Genomic DNA, 15,047 nt, shown 5'->3' with positions numbered 1-15,047 from the left:
TTGTATAACACAGCTTTACAAGATACCATGTAACACAAAATTGGCTAAAAAGAGGATGGAAATGCCATACATGACCACAGGCACCTGTTTACCTTGACCTGCTGCCAGCTTCGCTAGTGGATAGGCAATAAATCCAAACGCCATACCATCCACGATGCTATATGTAAATGGAATCATGACCATGATTAGAAATGCTGGGAAAGCCTCTGTAAAGTCACCAAAGTCCATATCCTTCACACCTTGCACCATCAGGCCACCAATAATGATCAAAATGGGTGCAATCGCACTGTCTGGAATATAACCGAGCAGTGGGATGAAGAAGAAGGTCATCCCAAACAAAACGGCTGTAACGAGCGGAGTTAAACCTGTGCGACCGCCTGCCGCAATTCCGGCTGTAGTCTCGGCTGCAGCAACCGGAGGACTACTTCCGAATATACCTGCCAGCACGGTACTAATGGACAGAGCACGCAGACTTCCTTTGAACCGCTCTGGACGACCAATCATCTGTGTCTGAGCGGTAATTAATCCGATATTTTCGAACACCACAATGAGCAGTAGCAAAAATACCGCGATCCAGAATGCGACATCAGCCAGTTTCATCAAAGATAATTCGCCAAACAAGCCGCCGTATTGACGCAGCGCATCCATCGCTGATACGGACTCACCCGGGTTCACTGCACCAAGTACATAGGCAAGACCTGTCCCGACCAGAATACTGATCAGAAGTCCACCCTGTACGTTACGTATAAATAAAATCAAGGCAAGCACCAGCGTAACGCAGGCTGTAATGACATTGGGATCATTGAAATGCCCAATCGCAACAAACGTGGTCTGATGTGCGATAACGATTCCACTTTTTTGCAAACCGATAAATGTCAGAAACAAACCAATCCCGACCGTAATGCCATGCTGCAGATTTTTCGGGATTGCTTCGCTGATCATTTTGTATAGTGACGTAAACGCAACAATGGCAAACAGTATACCTGTAACGGTTACAACGGCCAGCGCTTCTTGCCAGCTTAATTTCATGGAATGTACAAGTGTATACGTGAAAAATGCATTAATCCCCATTCCGGGTACTACGATAATCGGTGATTTTCCGCCAAATGCCATGAGCAAACAGCCTGCAATGGACGTCAGCAGGGTTCCAACCATGGCCGCCTGCAAGGGCATACCGGCATCGGAAAGAATTGTAGCATTGACCATAACGATGTAGACCACGGCAAAATAGGAAATGGCTCCCGCCACAACTTCCTTTTTCCACTGGTCTCCTGGCTCCATGCCAAGACGTCTGGTCATCCATCCGTGTTTCATTTCGTTCTATTCCCCTCTCTCTAATTATAAATTCAACTAAAGAATGTTTACACTTGCCACTCCGATGACAGAATAACCTTTCGATCGCTGTTATCCCCAGATTTTTTGCATTTCCTTCTCCAAGGGGAAAATCCGGTGATAAAGGCGAACGCTTCGCTTCTCCAGCTTTTTTCTGTCCTCTCCGTTCTCGTGTAAAAAGTTAAGTTGAACCTATATGGCCGTAAATTCATTATGTATGTATCATCATTTCGCGCAGCAGTGAATATCATACACGGTTTTGACTTTGAAGTACATGACGTAACTCTGACATTTATCTATGAATACAGTTCGGCTATCATAGACGATTGACGTCCCATCCGCTCCGGTCTTGCGAAGTATGATCACACAAAAAAGCGCAGATGCCTTATCAGCATCCACGCTTCTTCAGTTAGCAACAAGTTACTGCTGCTTGTTCTCTGCAATCTCTAACAAATCCTTAATCGCAACACTGACCATAATCAGTCCAGCTACTGGAGGCACAAATGAGTTACTCGCAGGTGGCTGTTTAGCCTTACGAATTTCCGGAGCATTCTCGGGAACAATTTTCTGTGTTACGTCCTCACGCGGTTTCATCGGCTTTTCAGTCGAGAAGACCACTTTCACGCCTTTTTTAATGCCGTCTTTACGAAGTGTGGTACGCACAACACGGGCAATCGGGTCCATGGTCGTTTTCGAAATATCCGCAACCTGGAATTTCGTTGGATCCATTTTATTCGCCGCACCCATGCTGGAAATCATCGGAATTTTACGTTTAAGGCACTCTTTAATGAGATGGATTTTGTAGATAATCGTGTCGGATGCATCCAGCACATAATCCAGTTCATATTTGAACAATTCCTCATACGTTTCTTCCGTGTAAAACATATTCAGGGCAATCGCATCACATTCCGGATTGATCAGCTTCACACGTTCCACCATCAGATCCGCTTTCTTCTGCCCCACTGTCGTGGTCAGCGCATGAATCTGGCGGTTAATGTTGGTGATGTCCACGACGTCTTTATCAATCAGGATGATGCGCCCAACGCCGCTACGGGCAAGAGCTTCTACAGCAATACCACCTACGCCGCCAATACCGAGCACAGCCACTGTACTATTCTTCAGCGTGTCCAGACCTTCAGGTCCGATCGCAAGTTCTGTTCTTGAAAATTGATGGAGCATTGAGAATCGATGCCTCCTTTATTTCTTTTCCGCTACCGGTTTACGAGCTACGCGGATGTGAAGTTGTTCCAATTGTGAGTCATCCACTTCAGAAGGTGCATTCATGAGCAGATCCGTTGCACTTGCCGTTTTCGGGAAGGCAATCGTTTCACGCAGATTCGTACGGCCTGCCAGCAGCATGACGAGACGGTCCAGACCAAAGGCAATACCACCATGTGGTGGAGTTCCATATTCGAATGCTTCCAACAGATAGCCGAATTTCTCATTCGCTACTTCTGGTGAGAGTCCAAGGGCAGCAAACATTTTTTCCTGAACATCACGTTTGTAGATACGCATCGAACCGCCACCTACTTCATAACCATTGAGAACAAGGTCATAGGCTTGAGCGCGGATTGCACCCGGATCAGTGTCAAAGAGATGTACATCTTCGTCTTTTGGACGTGTGAACGGATGGTGTTCTGCCACATAACGTTTTGCATCTTCATCATATCCGAGGAGTGGGAAGTCCACAACCCAAGCAAATTTGAATTTGCTGTCATCGATCAGTCCGAGTTGACGGCCGATTTTCAGACGCAATGCGCCCAGAACGTCAGCAACCACTTTTTTCGTGTCTGCGGAGAAGAGCAACAAGTCGCCATCTTCAGCACCAGTACGTTCTTTGACAGCTTCGATTTCTTCAGGCGTGAAGAACTTCACGATTGGCCCTTTGAACTCGCCGTCTTTCACTTGAATCCAAGCCAGACCTTTCGCACCGAAACGTGCAGCAAATGGTCCGAGATCATCGATCTCTTTACGGCTCCATGTGCCACAGCCTTTAGCGTTCAGCACTTTCACTTCTCCACCTTTTTCGATGACAGAAGCAAATACTTTTACACCACTGTTTGCTACGATATCGTTCATTTCAACCAGTTCCATACCAAAGCGCAGATCTGGTTTGTCTGAACCATATTTACCCATTGCATCTGCATACGTAATCCGTTGGAAAGGCAGCTCCAGCTCAATGCCTTTCGTTTCACGCAGCAATTTGGCCATCAGTTCTTCCATCATTGGCAACAGGTCATCCTGTTGCAAGAAAGAAGTCTCGATGTCGACTTGAGTGAATTCTGGTTGACGGTCTGCACGCAGATCCTCATCCCGGAAACAGCGAGCGATCTGATAATAACGCTCAACGCCACCCACCATCAGCAATTGTTTGTAGATTTGCGGTGATTGTGGCAAAGCGAAGAATTCACCTTCATGCACACGGCTCGGTACGAGATAATCACGCGCACCTTCCGGGGAGCTCTTAGTCAGGATCGGTGTTTCCACTTCAACGAACTCTTCTCCATCCAGGTAGTCCCGGAACACTTTGGATGCTTTGGAACGCAGTTTCAGTGTTTCGAACATTTCCGGACGACGCAGGTCCAGGTAACGATATTTCAAACGAAGGGATTCATCAACTTCGACACCATCTTCAATGAAGAATGGAGGTGTTTTGGCTGCGTTCAGCACTTCGATTTCTGTAATTTGAACTTCAATTTCGCCAGTAGGCAGGTTTTTGTTAACTGTTTCTGCATCACGTTTAACAACTTTACCCGTTACAGCGATAACATACTCGCTACGTACGCGATCTGCGATTTGCAGAGCTTCACCGGAATAAGCCGGGTTAAAGACAACTTGTACAATCCCGCTGCGGTCACGCAGGTCGATGAAGAGTACGCCCCCCAAGTCACGGCGGGTCTGAACCCAACCGTTCAATGTTACTGTTTCACCGATGTGTGCGGGTGTTAATGCGCCGCAATGATGACTTCTTTTCATAACCAAACTCCTCATTATGTGAATTTCCGTTCTGTATGGGCAGTTAGTGCCTGCTCTTCAACAGTCCGGTTACGTGTAGACCATGTATTCGAAAAGGCATGTTACCTCTGGCTCGCCAACTTCCGCTTAATTTGGAAACGTCGATGAACCTCAGTAATTTTGCCGGATCAATTGTTTTACTTGAATGTTTAAGACTTAATGTAACACTTCGTGCTTATTTACCCTCGCGTATAGCCGCTACCAGATCATCCAGCTTCACGGTTTGTTGTTCACCTGTATCCATCGACTTGAGGGCAATCTCACCACGCTCCAGCTCGTCATCACCAAGGATGGCAGTATAGCGGGATTTGAAACGATCAGCTGATTTCATCTGTGCTTTCATCTTGCGGCCCAGATAATCACGTTCCCCAGACAGTCCAGACTGACGAAGTTTGAACAACAGACGGTTTACTTCACGATCAGCTGCCTCTCCCAGAGCAACAAAGTATACATCCAGTGGAGCCAATGTAGTAACCTCAATATTTTGGTGTTCCAGAATCAGTTGGATACGCTCCAGACCAATACCGAAGCCGATGCCAGGCTGATCAGGTCCGCCGATATCTCCAACCAGACCATTGTACCGACCACCGCCGCCAACCGTATCTATCGCTCCAATACCTTGGGCTTTTAATTCAAAAGCAGTCAGTGTGTAGTAATCCAAGCCCCGCACCAGACGATTATTCACAGCATAATCCACACCGAAATCATCCAGGTATGACTGCAGCTTGGCAAAGTGGTTCAAAGACTCTTCATCCAGGCTATCCAGTATGGACGGTGCCCCTACAAATTTGTCCTGGTCGACTTTGCAGTCGAGCACACGCAGCGGATTACGCTCCATGCGTGACTGGCAGTCCTTGCACAGGCTGTCTTTCATCGGTCTAAGGAATCCAAGTAACGTCTCACGATATTCTGCACGGCTGGTTGAGTTACCAACGGAGTTGATCTCCACTTTGACATCCTTCAAGCCGAGCTCTACGCACAATTGGTAGCCCAGTGCGATTACTTCGGCATCAATTGCCGGGTCCAGCGCACCGATGGCTTCTACGCCAAACTGGTGGAACTGACGCTGACGGCCTGCCTGCGGACGCTCATACCGGAACATCGGACCGATGTAATAGAGCTTGCTCACATCCGGTTCACCGTAGATTTTATTCTCTACATACGCACGGACAACACCCGCTGTTCCCTCCGGACGAAGAGTCATGCTTCGATTGCCTTTGTCATCAAAGGTATACATTTCTTTCTCAACGATATCGGTAGTCTCTCCTACACCGCGTACAAATAAAGAAGTCTGTTCGAAGATCGGTGTACGAATCTCACGGTAATTAAACCTTCGACACAGATCTCGTGCTTTTTCTTCTACGTACTGCCATTTCTCGACAACTCCAGGCAGTAAGTCCTGCGTTCCAGTCGGTTTTTGAAAAGCCATCTTGATCCCTCCAGCATTGATTTTTCTCTAAAAGTTAAAAAATTCTACACGTGATCACTGCGCGGGCAGAACAACCTTACAATCGCTGTTATCCCCAGATTTTTTGAATTAATTTTATAATGTGGAAATCCGGTGATAAAGGCGAACGCTTCGCTTTTACAGGTTTTTTCTGCCCTCTCCGTTTTCGTGTATTTCTTTTAAATCAACTTATATAACAAAAAAATCCCTCGCCCTGTCGCTGTGTATACAGCAAACAAAGGGACGAGAGATTGTGTAATATACATTCACCCGTGGTACCACCCACATTCCGGAAACCTGACACTTTAGCCGTTCAGGTGATCTCTGATGATTCAGGTTTGCCCAAGGCAATCTGATCAAGCAGATATTCCGCTCTACGTATAACGCACGTCCTGCGCAGGCCAGCTACTGGTCAACAGATCATCACTGCTGTGTTCGCCGTCTGTTCTCGAGGAAGTCATTCGTCCGCTCATCAAGAGAATCCTTACAGCCTAGGGATTCCTCTCTGGTCATGTGGGCACGGAGTACTTGGTCCCGTCATCAAATCAGTAATGTAGTTCAAAAATCGACTTGTATTGACTATAGTCAACGTATTATTTTCTGATTGTAATGAACCGCAGTGCTAAAGTCAAGGGTTAACACGAAAAGATAGCTCTAAAAAATTTGCTCACACGCTGCACGGGATGGGACGTACACAAAAATCACGGATAATAGAAGCTGGATTCATCATATGAATTCCAACTTCTATTCGCTTCATATTTCTCTATTGTTGCAGCATCCACTTCAACAGATCCGGCGCGCTCGCCCATAAACGGGAATGCATAATGACATATTCAATCGCTTCGTCGGAGTCGCCCATTCCGACAAAGTCAGGGAGGTTATGCGGCAGCCGCTTCAAACCCAACAGGTAATCAGGCACATGTTTGTTCACACCCCGGGCCACACGATACAGCATTTTGAGCTGGGAGGTGATTCCGTTTTTCTTATACTCGAGAATGATCTTGTCATAGGCAAAGGCAGTTGCGGCGTCATCTCTTCCATACTCCTCCAGCAATCGCTCTGCCTGATCCAATTGGTTACTGTACAAATACACAGCAGCGAGCAGGTAACGTGCTCCGGTATTGTCTTCCGTATTAAGCTCTAGAATATGCTCCAGGATCTGTGCTGCTTCTTTGGTATCTCCGCCAAACCAGCAGGATTCGGCATAGCTTTTGCATATCCGGATATAGGGACGAGTCTCATGAAGCCCCCAGAAGTCCCCTTTGTTCTCCTCAAAGAACAGTTCGCCCAGTTCACGTTTGCCAGCAGCGATTCCTTCCTTGAGGTAAGATCGTGCATCTTGCTCATTGTCTGATTCCTCAGCCAGGACGAGATGCGCATCAGAACTGTCAGGATACATCTCCAACGCTGTTTCGGCCAGCTGTACTCTCCGTTTGGAAGAACTGGCTTCCCTCGCCTTATCCAGGAGAGCTTGTGCTTTGTCCTTTGATGTGGCTGGACTGTTCAGTATCAATAACTCGTCCGTTTCGCCGCCCATGCCGTAGACTTCGATGTAATTAGACATCTCCTTAACCTTCCGGGAGATTGTGCCAGTCGTTACCTCATATTTATCAGCCAGCTCAGGCTTTGAGACATTGAATCCGTATTCCTCGGACAGCAAATACTCAATTGCCGCACAGAACGAACCTGTCTTCTTCACAGTTGGGCTGGTCTGACGGGAATAGCCGTTCCATAACATCAGAGCTTCCAAAATCAGCTCCGGCTCGTATTGGCCCTTCATGTTCTCAATAAGCTGCAGGGCCAGCTGTTCGTGAGTCGGATGCTCCCATTTCAGTTCGCTCGCCACCATCTTGTTCAGCTTGGTCAAGGTCAGCTTGCTCTCAGGCTGAATGGGAGCTTCCCGGACCGGTTGTTCCGTTGATATCAGCCCCAGTATGGATTCTACCGCAGAGGGCTCCTTATTCAGACAACATTTCTTATATTTTTTCCCACTTCCGCATGGGCATAGATCATTTCTTCCAACCTTACTCAAAACTAATTCCCCCTTAAATTTGTCTCTAGCCATTCACCTGAGAACACGTAGCTTTATCACTATAGGTGTCATCTCAAATGAGGCATTCTATATAACTTTCAATTTCCAGCGATTAAGTAGAAACGGCTGCCCCGCCCTATAATATAAGGGCGGGGCCGTTTCAGCGAGTATATGTTCATCTGGAATATGACCGATCACTCTGGCAATGAGTTCCCCATACTCTCTGTCTTAGGATTGGTTTGGCCTGAGCCCAATCGCAGGAAGCTTGATTTACGTCCAATGTAGCCCAACTATGAGAACAATTCGCTTCAGAAAATTTAAACCCATTGCTCTATTCTAGCAAAAATTGATAAAAGGGGTAAGCTTCGCCCAAAACATATACATTCTCAGCTCAAAAAAATAGCCTGCACACGGTGTGCAGGCTCAAAGGATATATAAAAAAAGGGGGTCATGTGTGTTATTATAAGCCCACTATGTTAAAGGCTTATGTAACTAATATTACAGTAATATTACAAAAATGATAGCGCTTTATAATTGTGTTTTTTAATATATTTATAATTGAAAAACCCTTGCACATTACTCGACTCTATAGTCAAGCAGTGCAAGGGCCTAGAAGTATCTACACGTTAATTCAACTCTTCCACATAGGCATGGTTGGAACGAAGCTTATGAACAATCTCGTCATAATCCTCATCCCTTACTTTGGCAGACAGAACATAATGCAGATCATCATAATCGGCCGAAGACACATCCGAAGCATTCAGCATGTCTCCATCCTCATTCACTCTGTCACGAGTATCCCGTTCTGCATCACGGTCCACATCGGCTACTACAGGGATCACATTTTCGCTGGCTGGAACACCAGGGGCTGCACCTACACCCATTGCTCCGTTGGTACCTACGCCACCTGCTGTATTATAAGGCACCAGTGGCACCATAACACGCGTGTCTCTACCTATCGCACTATCGAGCTGACCTACTTCTAAATGCTCTGTACGGAACGTCTGAAGTGAAGTTCTTGCGCCCTCTGCCTCATCTTCGGTTCGAAAATACGCCTGAATATGTTTTGTCATGTCAAACCCTCCTTTTTCGGAATGAAATGCAACGTGAAGTTTATAAACGTCACGACGTAACGTAATTAAGGTACATCCATGTATGTCAGTTGAACTGGGTGAAGTTATATAACTTTTAGCAGTTCACGTACAAACGCTGGCTCATCTTCGGGTGTTCGGGATGTAATATAGTTTCCATCCACAACGGCCTCATGATCCTTGAACTCTGCTCCTGCGTTTACCATGTCATCCTTAAGTGGTGGATAGGATGTAATGGTGCGGCCTTTCAACAGACCGGCACTAGCTAAAATTTGCGGACCATGGCAGATCGCTGCAATTGGTTTCTTCGCACTATTGATCTCGGTGACAAACTTCAAGATGTGCGCATCCGTTCGCAAATTCTCAGGGGATGATCCACCAGGAATTACGACTGCATCATAATCTGAAGCGGATGCATCACCAATCGCCTTATCTGTGGTATAGGAGGCCTTTCCTCCTTTACCTTTAAGGGTCTCACCGGCTTTTAATCCGATAATCTCCACTTCATGTCCAGCTTTTTTTACTTCGTCATACGGGACCTGCATCTCCGAATCTTCAAAGTCATTCGCCAATAAAAAAGCAACTTTACTCATAACGTATGTTCTCCTTTCCGTGTTCGAACTTTCTTTATAAAATCGGGTCTTGCAGTATATTGGCACTTCGTTGTGCCTCGTTTTGTTATTACCCTCACCAGAGCAATTTATAACAATTGGGTGTAATTTCATTTTGTAACGAAGTCGTCAAACCAATACTTAAAATAATCAACTCACGACAAAAAATCCTGATTCGGGAAGGAATCAGGACTTTTTAGAATCTGTATAATCCAAATATCGGGTGTTTATATTCCTGTATAAACATTCAAGATCGCGGAAGATGACTCTGCTTCCCTTTGTCCGAATCTTGAAGTGCCCAGATCGTTGCAACATACTCAGCAGCCGAACGGGCAAGGTGCAATGATTCATTCAGGTTGCCAGGGAGTAACAAAGGTTCTGTACGGTTACGTGTTTCTTTCGCAGATTGGCGCATAATTGGATGGATACTCCTTTGATCATGAAATAGTCATCAACGAATTATCCCTTATTATGGCCTGAACCCCATGAAATTATGCACGTGGTTCCTGACGAACCGGACTTTCAAGCATCAAAGTCACGGGTCCCCAGTTGGTAAATGTTACATCCATCATCGCTCCGAAACGCCCGGTTTCAACCTGAATACCTTTATCCCGTAGTAGTTGATTAAACGTTTCATATAACAGTTCCGCCGCTTCAGGTCGGGCCGCAGCCGCAAAGCTCGGACGCTTTCCTTTGCGACAATCTCCGTACAAGGTGAACTGGGAAACAGACAATACAGCACCGTCTACATCAAGCAGGCTGAGATTCATCTTCTCCTGATCATCCTCAAATATCCTCAACCCACTAACTTTGTCAGCCAGATACTGGGCATCCTTCTCGGTATCCTCATGGGTAATGCCTACGAGCAGCATTAATCCGGATTCGATCTTACCTGTCAGCTCGTCTCCCACGGTCACCTGAGCCTCTTTACAGCGTTGTACAAGCACCCTCATCTTACAGGCTCCTTACTGCATAATCCGATGCACCGAATAGACATCTTTCACACGTTTGATCCGTTCTACAACGGATTGCAGATGATCCGTATTACGAATCAGAATTGTGACGTGCACCAATGCTAATTTATTTTTATCTGTCCGTCCTGTAACGGCAGATATATTGGTTTTACTTTCGGATACAGCCTGAAGTACCTCGTTGAGCAAGCCATTCCGATCATGGCCTGTAATCTCAATATCCACACTGTAACTTGCTTCGATATTCTCTTCCCACTCGACCTCAATAACACGAGCTGCTTCTTCACCGTCTGCACTTGTCGGGATATTCGGACAGTCACTACGGTGTACGGAAACGCCGCGTCCGCGTGTAACGTATCCGATAATGTCATCTCCAGGTACAGGATTACAGCATCGTGCGAATCGAACAAGCAGATTATCGATGCCTTTGACACGAATACCGTTGGTTGGCCTATTTCTGCGTTCAGGCGCAGGTTTAAGCTCGCGCATCTCGGAATTTAATTCCAGCAAACTGGACTCTTCCTGCTCTTTACGCAGTTTTTCGGTTGCTTTGGTTACAATCTGTGCAGCAGTAATCCCACCGAATCCAACAGCCGCAAGCATGTCATCAATATCGTTAAACGCATATTTTTTGGCAGCTTCCATCAACTTGTCATCCGTCATCCACGCAGAAGGATCAAGCCCCATACGTTTCAGTTCACGCTCACAGCTTTCCCGACCTTTTTCAACGTTTTCTTCACGGCGTTCCTTCTTGAACCATTGCTTGATCTTCGCTCGTGCATGAGAAGATTTCGCAATTTTCATCCAGTCCTGGCTCGGTCCGTAAGAATGTTTGGACGTCAAAATTTCGATGATATCACCTGTCTTCAGATGATAATCGAGCGGAACAATCCGACCGTTTACTTTGGCACCAATGGTCCGATTACCAACCTCCGTATGGATTCGATAAGCAAAATCCAAAGGAACAGAGCCGATTGGCAATTCGATGACTTCTCCTTTTGGTGTAAATACAAATACCAAATCCGAGAAGAAATCCATTTTGAGTGACTCTACGAATTCTGATGCATCCTGTGCTTCGTTTTGAAGTTCAAGAATTTCACGGAAGAACGTAATCTTGTCTTCAAAATGATTTCCGTTCGCTGCGCCTTCTTTGTAGGCCCAGTGGGCAGCAATACCAAATTCAGCAGTCCGGTGCATATCCCATGTCCGGATCTGTACTTCTGTTGGTTCGCCATTGGGACCAACTACCGTTGTATGCAGCGATTGATACATATTTGCCTTTGGCATCGCAATGTAGTCTTTGAAGCGTCCAGGCATCGGTTTCCATAGCGTGTGTATAATTCCCAAGGTAGCATAACAATCCTTGATATTATCCACAATAATACGAATGGCAAGCAGATCATAAATTTCGTTAAACTGCTTGTTTTTGGTGGTCATTTTCTTGAACACGCTGTAGATATGTTTCGGACGGCCCGAAAGGTCTGCCTGAATTCCCATCTCATCGAGCTTGTTCGTAATTCCATCCATAACCGTATCAATATATTGCTCCCGTTCCGCACGTTTTTTGTGCATGAGGTTAGCAATTCGGTAATACTGCTGCGGATTCAAATAACGGAGGGCGATGTCCTCCATTTCCCATTTGATTGCAGAGATACCCAAACGGTTTGCAATCGGACAGAAAATTTCCAGCGTCTCATATGAAATCCGGCGCTGGCTTTCTTCCGACTGAAACTTGAGTGTCCGCATATTATGCAGACGGTCAGCCAATTTAATCACGATGACACGGATGTCCTGCGCCATGGCGATGAACATTTTGCGGTAGTTCTCGTTCTGCTGTTCTTCCTTGGAGCGAAACTGAATACGTTCCAGCTTCGTCAAGCCGTCAACAAGCATGGCACACGTATTGCCGAAATGATTGCGGATCTCTTCAAGTGAGACCGTAGTATCCTCTACTACATCATGAAGAAGCGCTGCTATTATGGAGATGGTGTCCATCTGCATGTTCACAACAATGTCGGCAACCGCAAGCGGATGCAGAATATACGGTTCTCCCGATTTTCGCGTCTGTCCATGGTGGGCCTGATCAGCAAATTCGTAAGCTTCTCGTATGCGCACCAGATCGGGTTCTTTGATATATGCCCCGGCCTTCTCGAGTAATTGCTCTATGCCCATTCTGATCTGTTCCGTGTCCTTTCTATACCAAATGGAACCCGTGACAGTGCTGCAACACAGGTTCCCCGTAAAAGTAATTTCCTATAATTATGACGCTTCGCCCGTTTCCCGTCAACTGCTGACGAATAAGAGCGCTTATCCAATTTTTATATTGGTAATCTGAATTACTTCTAACCCGTTTCCCTATGACTCACAGGGGATTGGATGTATTTCTTATTTTCTTATGTATTATTGCCGTTATTTGCTGAAATAGAAGGAAAATTCATGAAAATATAAATTCCATCGCTCTGCTACGTCAAAAATGTTATTGCTTAATTAAGAGAAACTCTGTAATCTATTGAAAGTTTGTGTTTCGGAAAAGGAGATGAAATTCATTGCAACGCGAAATTCAGGTTAATCAAAAGATGCCACTCGGCTCAGGTTCACTGCTTAGCCTTCAGCATTTGTTCGCCATGTTTGGCAGTACGGTGCTTGTACCGAACCTGTTCGGTGTCGACCCTAGTATGATATTGCTGATGAACGGAATTGGAACCCTGCTGTACATACTGATGTGTAAAGGAAAAATCCCCGCCTATTTGGGTTCCAGCTTTGCTTTTATTGCTCCTGTCACGATGGTATTAAAAGAACATCCAGAGAACGGTTACTCGATGGCTCTTGGCGCCTTTATCATAACAGGACTTGTTTTCTGTCTGGTAGCTCTCATTGTGAAATATGTCGGAACAGGCTGGATTAACGTGGTATTCCCACCGGCAGTTATGGGTGCCATCGTTGCTTTGATCGGTCTGGAGCTTGTACCTGTTGCAGCTGGTATGGCCGGATTGATTAATTCCGATCCGCTAGCTAATCCCAACTGGGTTCCTCAGGCAAAACCTATTATACTCTCCATGGCCACGCTCGGGATCACTGTCATTGGTGCCGTAACATTTCGTGGATTCCCCAAAATCATTCATATTCTAATCGGTATCGTAGTGGGTTATATCCTTGGTTATTCTATGGGTTTGGTTGATAAACAGGCTATTGGAAATGCTGATTTCCTCTCACTACCAACCGTAACCACTCCTACATTTGACTGGTCTGTTGTCTTTACCATTTTACCTGTAGCGCTTGTGGTTATTGTAGAACATATTGGACATTTGCTTGTAACGAGCAGCATTGTAGGCAAAGATCTCTCGAAGGACCCTGGGCTTCATCGTTCCCTGCTTGGTAACGGCGTATCCACCATACTGTCCGGCTTTGTAGGATCTACTCCCAATACAACCTATGGCGAGAACATCGGTGTTATGGCTCTGACTCGGGTATACTCCACATATGTTATTGGAGGCGCAGCGGTTATTGCAATCGTACTCTCCTTCTCAGGAACATTTTCGGCGCTTGTAGCCAACATTCCTGTACCCGTTATGGGCGGCGTATCCCTGCTCCTGTTCGGGGTAATTGCGGCATCCGGTCTGCGTATTCTGGTTGAACAGAAAGTTGACTTTGCCAAACCAACCAATCTGATTCTCACTACACTTGTACTGGTCATCGGACTGAGTGGTACAGAAGTTATCTTCTACGGCGTTCATCTGAAAGGGATGGCACTCGCAACCATCGTTGGAATCCTGATGAGCTTGTTGTTTAAGCTTTTTGAAGTGCTGGGTTGGTTGAATGAAGACTCCAGAAAACAGCCTATTACTGAAAAAAACACCTGATTAATTTCCATCTTATACACATCAAAAAGCCTGTTCTCCCTAACCTTACGGTTGGAAGAACAGGCTTTTTGATAATCATTAATGCTGTATATTATTTCCCGGGAAACGGAAAAACAATTCAATGTTTCATCACAGCGATACATGTGGAGATTTCAGCTTAATAGTTCATCAATGTGAATACATCGATTTCAGGCAATTTAGCACGACCATTCAGATCAGACAGCTCGATCAGGAAAGCAGCACCAACAACTTTCCCACCCAATTGTTCAATCAAGTTGATGGAAGTTGCAATCGTTCCACCCGTTGCGAGCAGATCATCTGCGATCAGGACATTTTGACCTTTTTCAATCGCATCTGTGTGCATCGCGAGTGTATCCTTGCCATACTCGAGATCATAACCAACCTCAATCGTCTCTCCAGGCAGTTTTCCACTTTTGCGAATCGGAGCAAAACCGACACCAAGAGCATATGCCAGAGGGGCGCCCACAACGAAACCACGTGCTTCAGGTCCAGCAATAACGTCAATTTTGAGATCAGAAACCATCACTTTCAGTTCATTGATCGCATTGCGGTACATTTCTCCATCCTTCAACAATGTTGTAATGTCCTTAAAGCTGATTCCCGGTTGTGGAAAGTCAGGAATGACACGAATATAATCTTTAAAATCCAAAATAATCTCCTCCTAAAA

General features: G+C 45.8%; 12 protein-coding genes. 1 reads left to right on the top strand and 11 read right to left on the bottom strand.

The features are described 5' to 3' along the window. Positions 1 to 15: 15 nt before the first annotated feature. The 10 genes from AC6CIF_RS25630 to AC6CIF_RS25585 form a co-directional block, all read right to left on the bottom strand. Entirely contained in the window at positions 16 to 1,314 is a 1,299-nt protein-coding gene (locus tag AC6CIF_RS25630; RefSeq protein ID WP_498202048.1) for an NCS2 family permease, read from the bottom strand. A gap of 438 nt (positions 1,315 to 1,752) precedes the next feature. Beyond that, positions 1,753 to 2,511 (bottom strand): tRNA threonylcarbamoyladenosine dehydratase, encoded by a 759-nt coding sequence (locus AC6CIF_RS25625; RefSeq protein WP_076320351.1) that lies wholly within the window; start codon positions 2,509 to 2,511, stop codon positions 1,753 to 1,755. 18 nt (positions 2,512 to 2,529) lie between these two features. After that, positions 2,530 to 4,308: an aspartate--tRNA ligase gene (aspS, locus tag AC6CIF_RS25620; protein ID WP_498202047.1), complete on the bottom strand. Its 1,779-nt coding sequence runs from the start codon at positions 4,306 to 4,308 to the stop codon at positions 2,530 to 2,532. 214 nt (positions 4,309 to 4,522) lie between these two features. Beyond that, on the bottom strand, positions 4,523 to 5,776 hold the full coding sequence (gene hisS / locus AC6CIF_RS25615) for a histidine--tRNA ligase (RefSeq protein ID WP_221824756.1): 1,254 nt from the start codon (positions 5,774 to 5,776) through the stop codon (positions 4,523 to 4,525). A 781-nt stretch (positions 5,777 to 6,557) separates the two neighbouring features. Continuing rightward, the gene (locus AC6CIF_RS25610; protein ID WP_498202046.1) at positions 6,558 to 7,826 is read right to left on the bottom strand and encodes an SEC-C metal-binding domain-containing protein; all 1,269 of its coding nucleotides are present in this window, start codon (positions 7,824 to 7,826) and stop codon (positions 6,558 to 6,560) included. Positions 7,827 to 8,452: 626 nt separating this feature from the next. Then, positions 8,453 to 8,899, bottom strand: coding sequence for a hypothetical protein (locus AC6CIF_RS25605; RefSeq protein ID WP_498202045.1), 447 nt, complete (start codon positions 8,897 to 8,899; stop codon positions 8,453 to 8,455). 104 nt (positions 8,900 to 9,003) lie between these two features. Beyond that, positions 9,004 to 9,510, bottom strand: coding sequence for a type 1 glutamine amidotransferase domain-containing protein (locus AC6CIF_RS25600; RefSeq protein WP_105601829.1), 507 nt, complete (start codon positions 9,508 to 9,510; stop codon positions 9,004 to 9,006). 265 nt (positions 9,511 to 9,775) lie between these two features. Further along, positions 9,776 to 9,943: a hypothetical protein gene (locus AC6CIF_RS25595; RefSeq protein WP_498202044.1), complete on the bottom strand. Its 168-nt coding sequence runs from the start codon at positions 9,941 to 9,943 to the stop codon at positions 9,776 to 9,778. A 76-nt stretch (positions 9,944 to 10,019) separates the two neighbouring features. Further along, a complete protein-coding gene (gene dtd, locus AC6CIF_RS25590) occupies positions 10,020 to 10,481 on the bottom strand; it encodes a D-aminoacyl-tRNA deacylase (RefSeq protein ID WP_315938405.1) in 462 nt (153 codons plus the stop codon). Between the two features lie 12 nt (positions 10,482 to 10,493). Then, on the bottom strand, positions 10,494 to 12,671 hold the full coding sequence (locus tag AC6CIF_RS25585) for a RelA/SpoT family protein (protein WP_036616894.1): 2,178 nt from the start codon (positions 12,669 to 12,671) through the stop codon (positions 10,494 to 10,496). A 374-nt stretch (positions 12,672 to 13,045) separates the two neighbouring features. Here AC6CIF_RS25585 and uraA point away from each other — a divergent pair, with 374 nt between their 5' ends. Continuing rightward, on the top strand, positions 13,046 to 14,359 hold the full coding sequence (gene uraA, locus AC6CIF_RS25580) for a uracil permease (protein WP_076212498.1): 1,314 nt from the start codon (positions 13,046 to 13,048) through the stop codon (positions 14,357 to 14,359). A 157-nt stretch (positions 14,360 to 14,516) separates the two neighbouring features. On the opposite strand, the gene AC6CIF_RS25575 is transcribed toward uraA, so the two are convergent. Then, complete coding sequence (locus AC6CIF_RS25575; protein WP_017686780.1) at positions 14,517 to 15,029, bottom strand: adenine phosphoribosyltransferase; 513 nt, start codon at positions 15,027 to 15,029, stop codon at positions 14,517 to 14,519. Positions 15,030 to 15,047: the final 18 nt, after the last annotated feature.

Source organism: Paenibacillus sp. GQ49 (genome assembly GCF_059759055.1).
This window is presented reverse-complemented; position numbering and strand designations above follow the sequence as displayed.

Bases quoted from the DNA above. Each gene is read 5' to 3' on its own strand.
- aspS (WP_498202047.1), bottom strand. From the start codon at position 4,308: ATGAAAAGAAGTCATCATTGCGGCGCATTAACACCCGCACACATCGGT.
- AC6CIF_RS25625 (WP_076320351.1), bottom strand. From the start codon at position 2,511: ATGCTCCATCAATTTTCAAGAACAGAACTTGCGATCGGACCTGAAGGT.
- AC6CIF_RS25605 (WP_498202045.1), bottom strand. From the start codon at position 8,899: ATGACAAAACATATTCAGGCGTATTTTCGAACCGAAGATGAGGCAGAG.
- hisS (WP_221824756.1), bottom strand. From the start codon at position 5,776: ATGGCTTTTCAAAAACCGACTGGAACGCAGGACTTACTGCCTGGAGTT.
- AC6CIF_RS25585 (WP_036616894.1), bottom strand. From the start codon at position 12,671: ATGGGCATAGAGCAATTACTCGAGAAGGCCGGGGCATATATCAAAGAA.
- AC6CIF_RS25600 (WP_105601829.1), bottom strand. From the start codon at position 9,510: ATGAGTAAAGTTGCTTTTTTATTGGCGAATGACTTTGAAGATTCGGAG.
- AC6CIF_RS25595 (WP_498202044.1), bottom strand. From the start codon at position 9,943: ATGCGCCAATCTGCGAAAGAAACACGTAACCGTACAGAACCTTTGTTA.
- AC6CIF_RS25630 (WP_498202048.1), bottom strand. From the start codon at position 1,314: ATGAAACACGGATGGATGACCAGACGTCTTGGCATGGAGCCAGGAGAC.
- dtd (WP_315938405.1), bottom strand. From the start codon at position 10,481: ATGAGGGTGCTTGTACAACGCTGTAAAGAGGCTCAGGTGACCGTGGGA.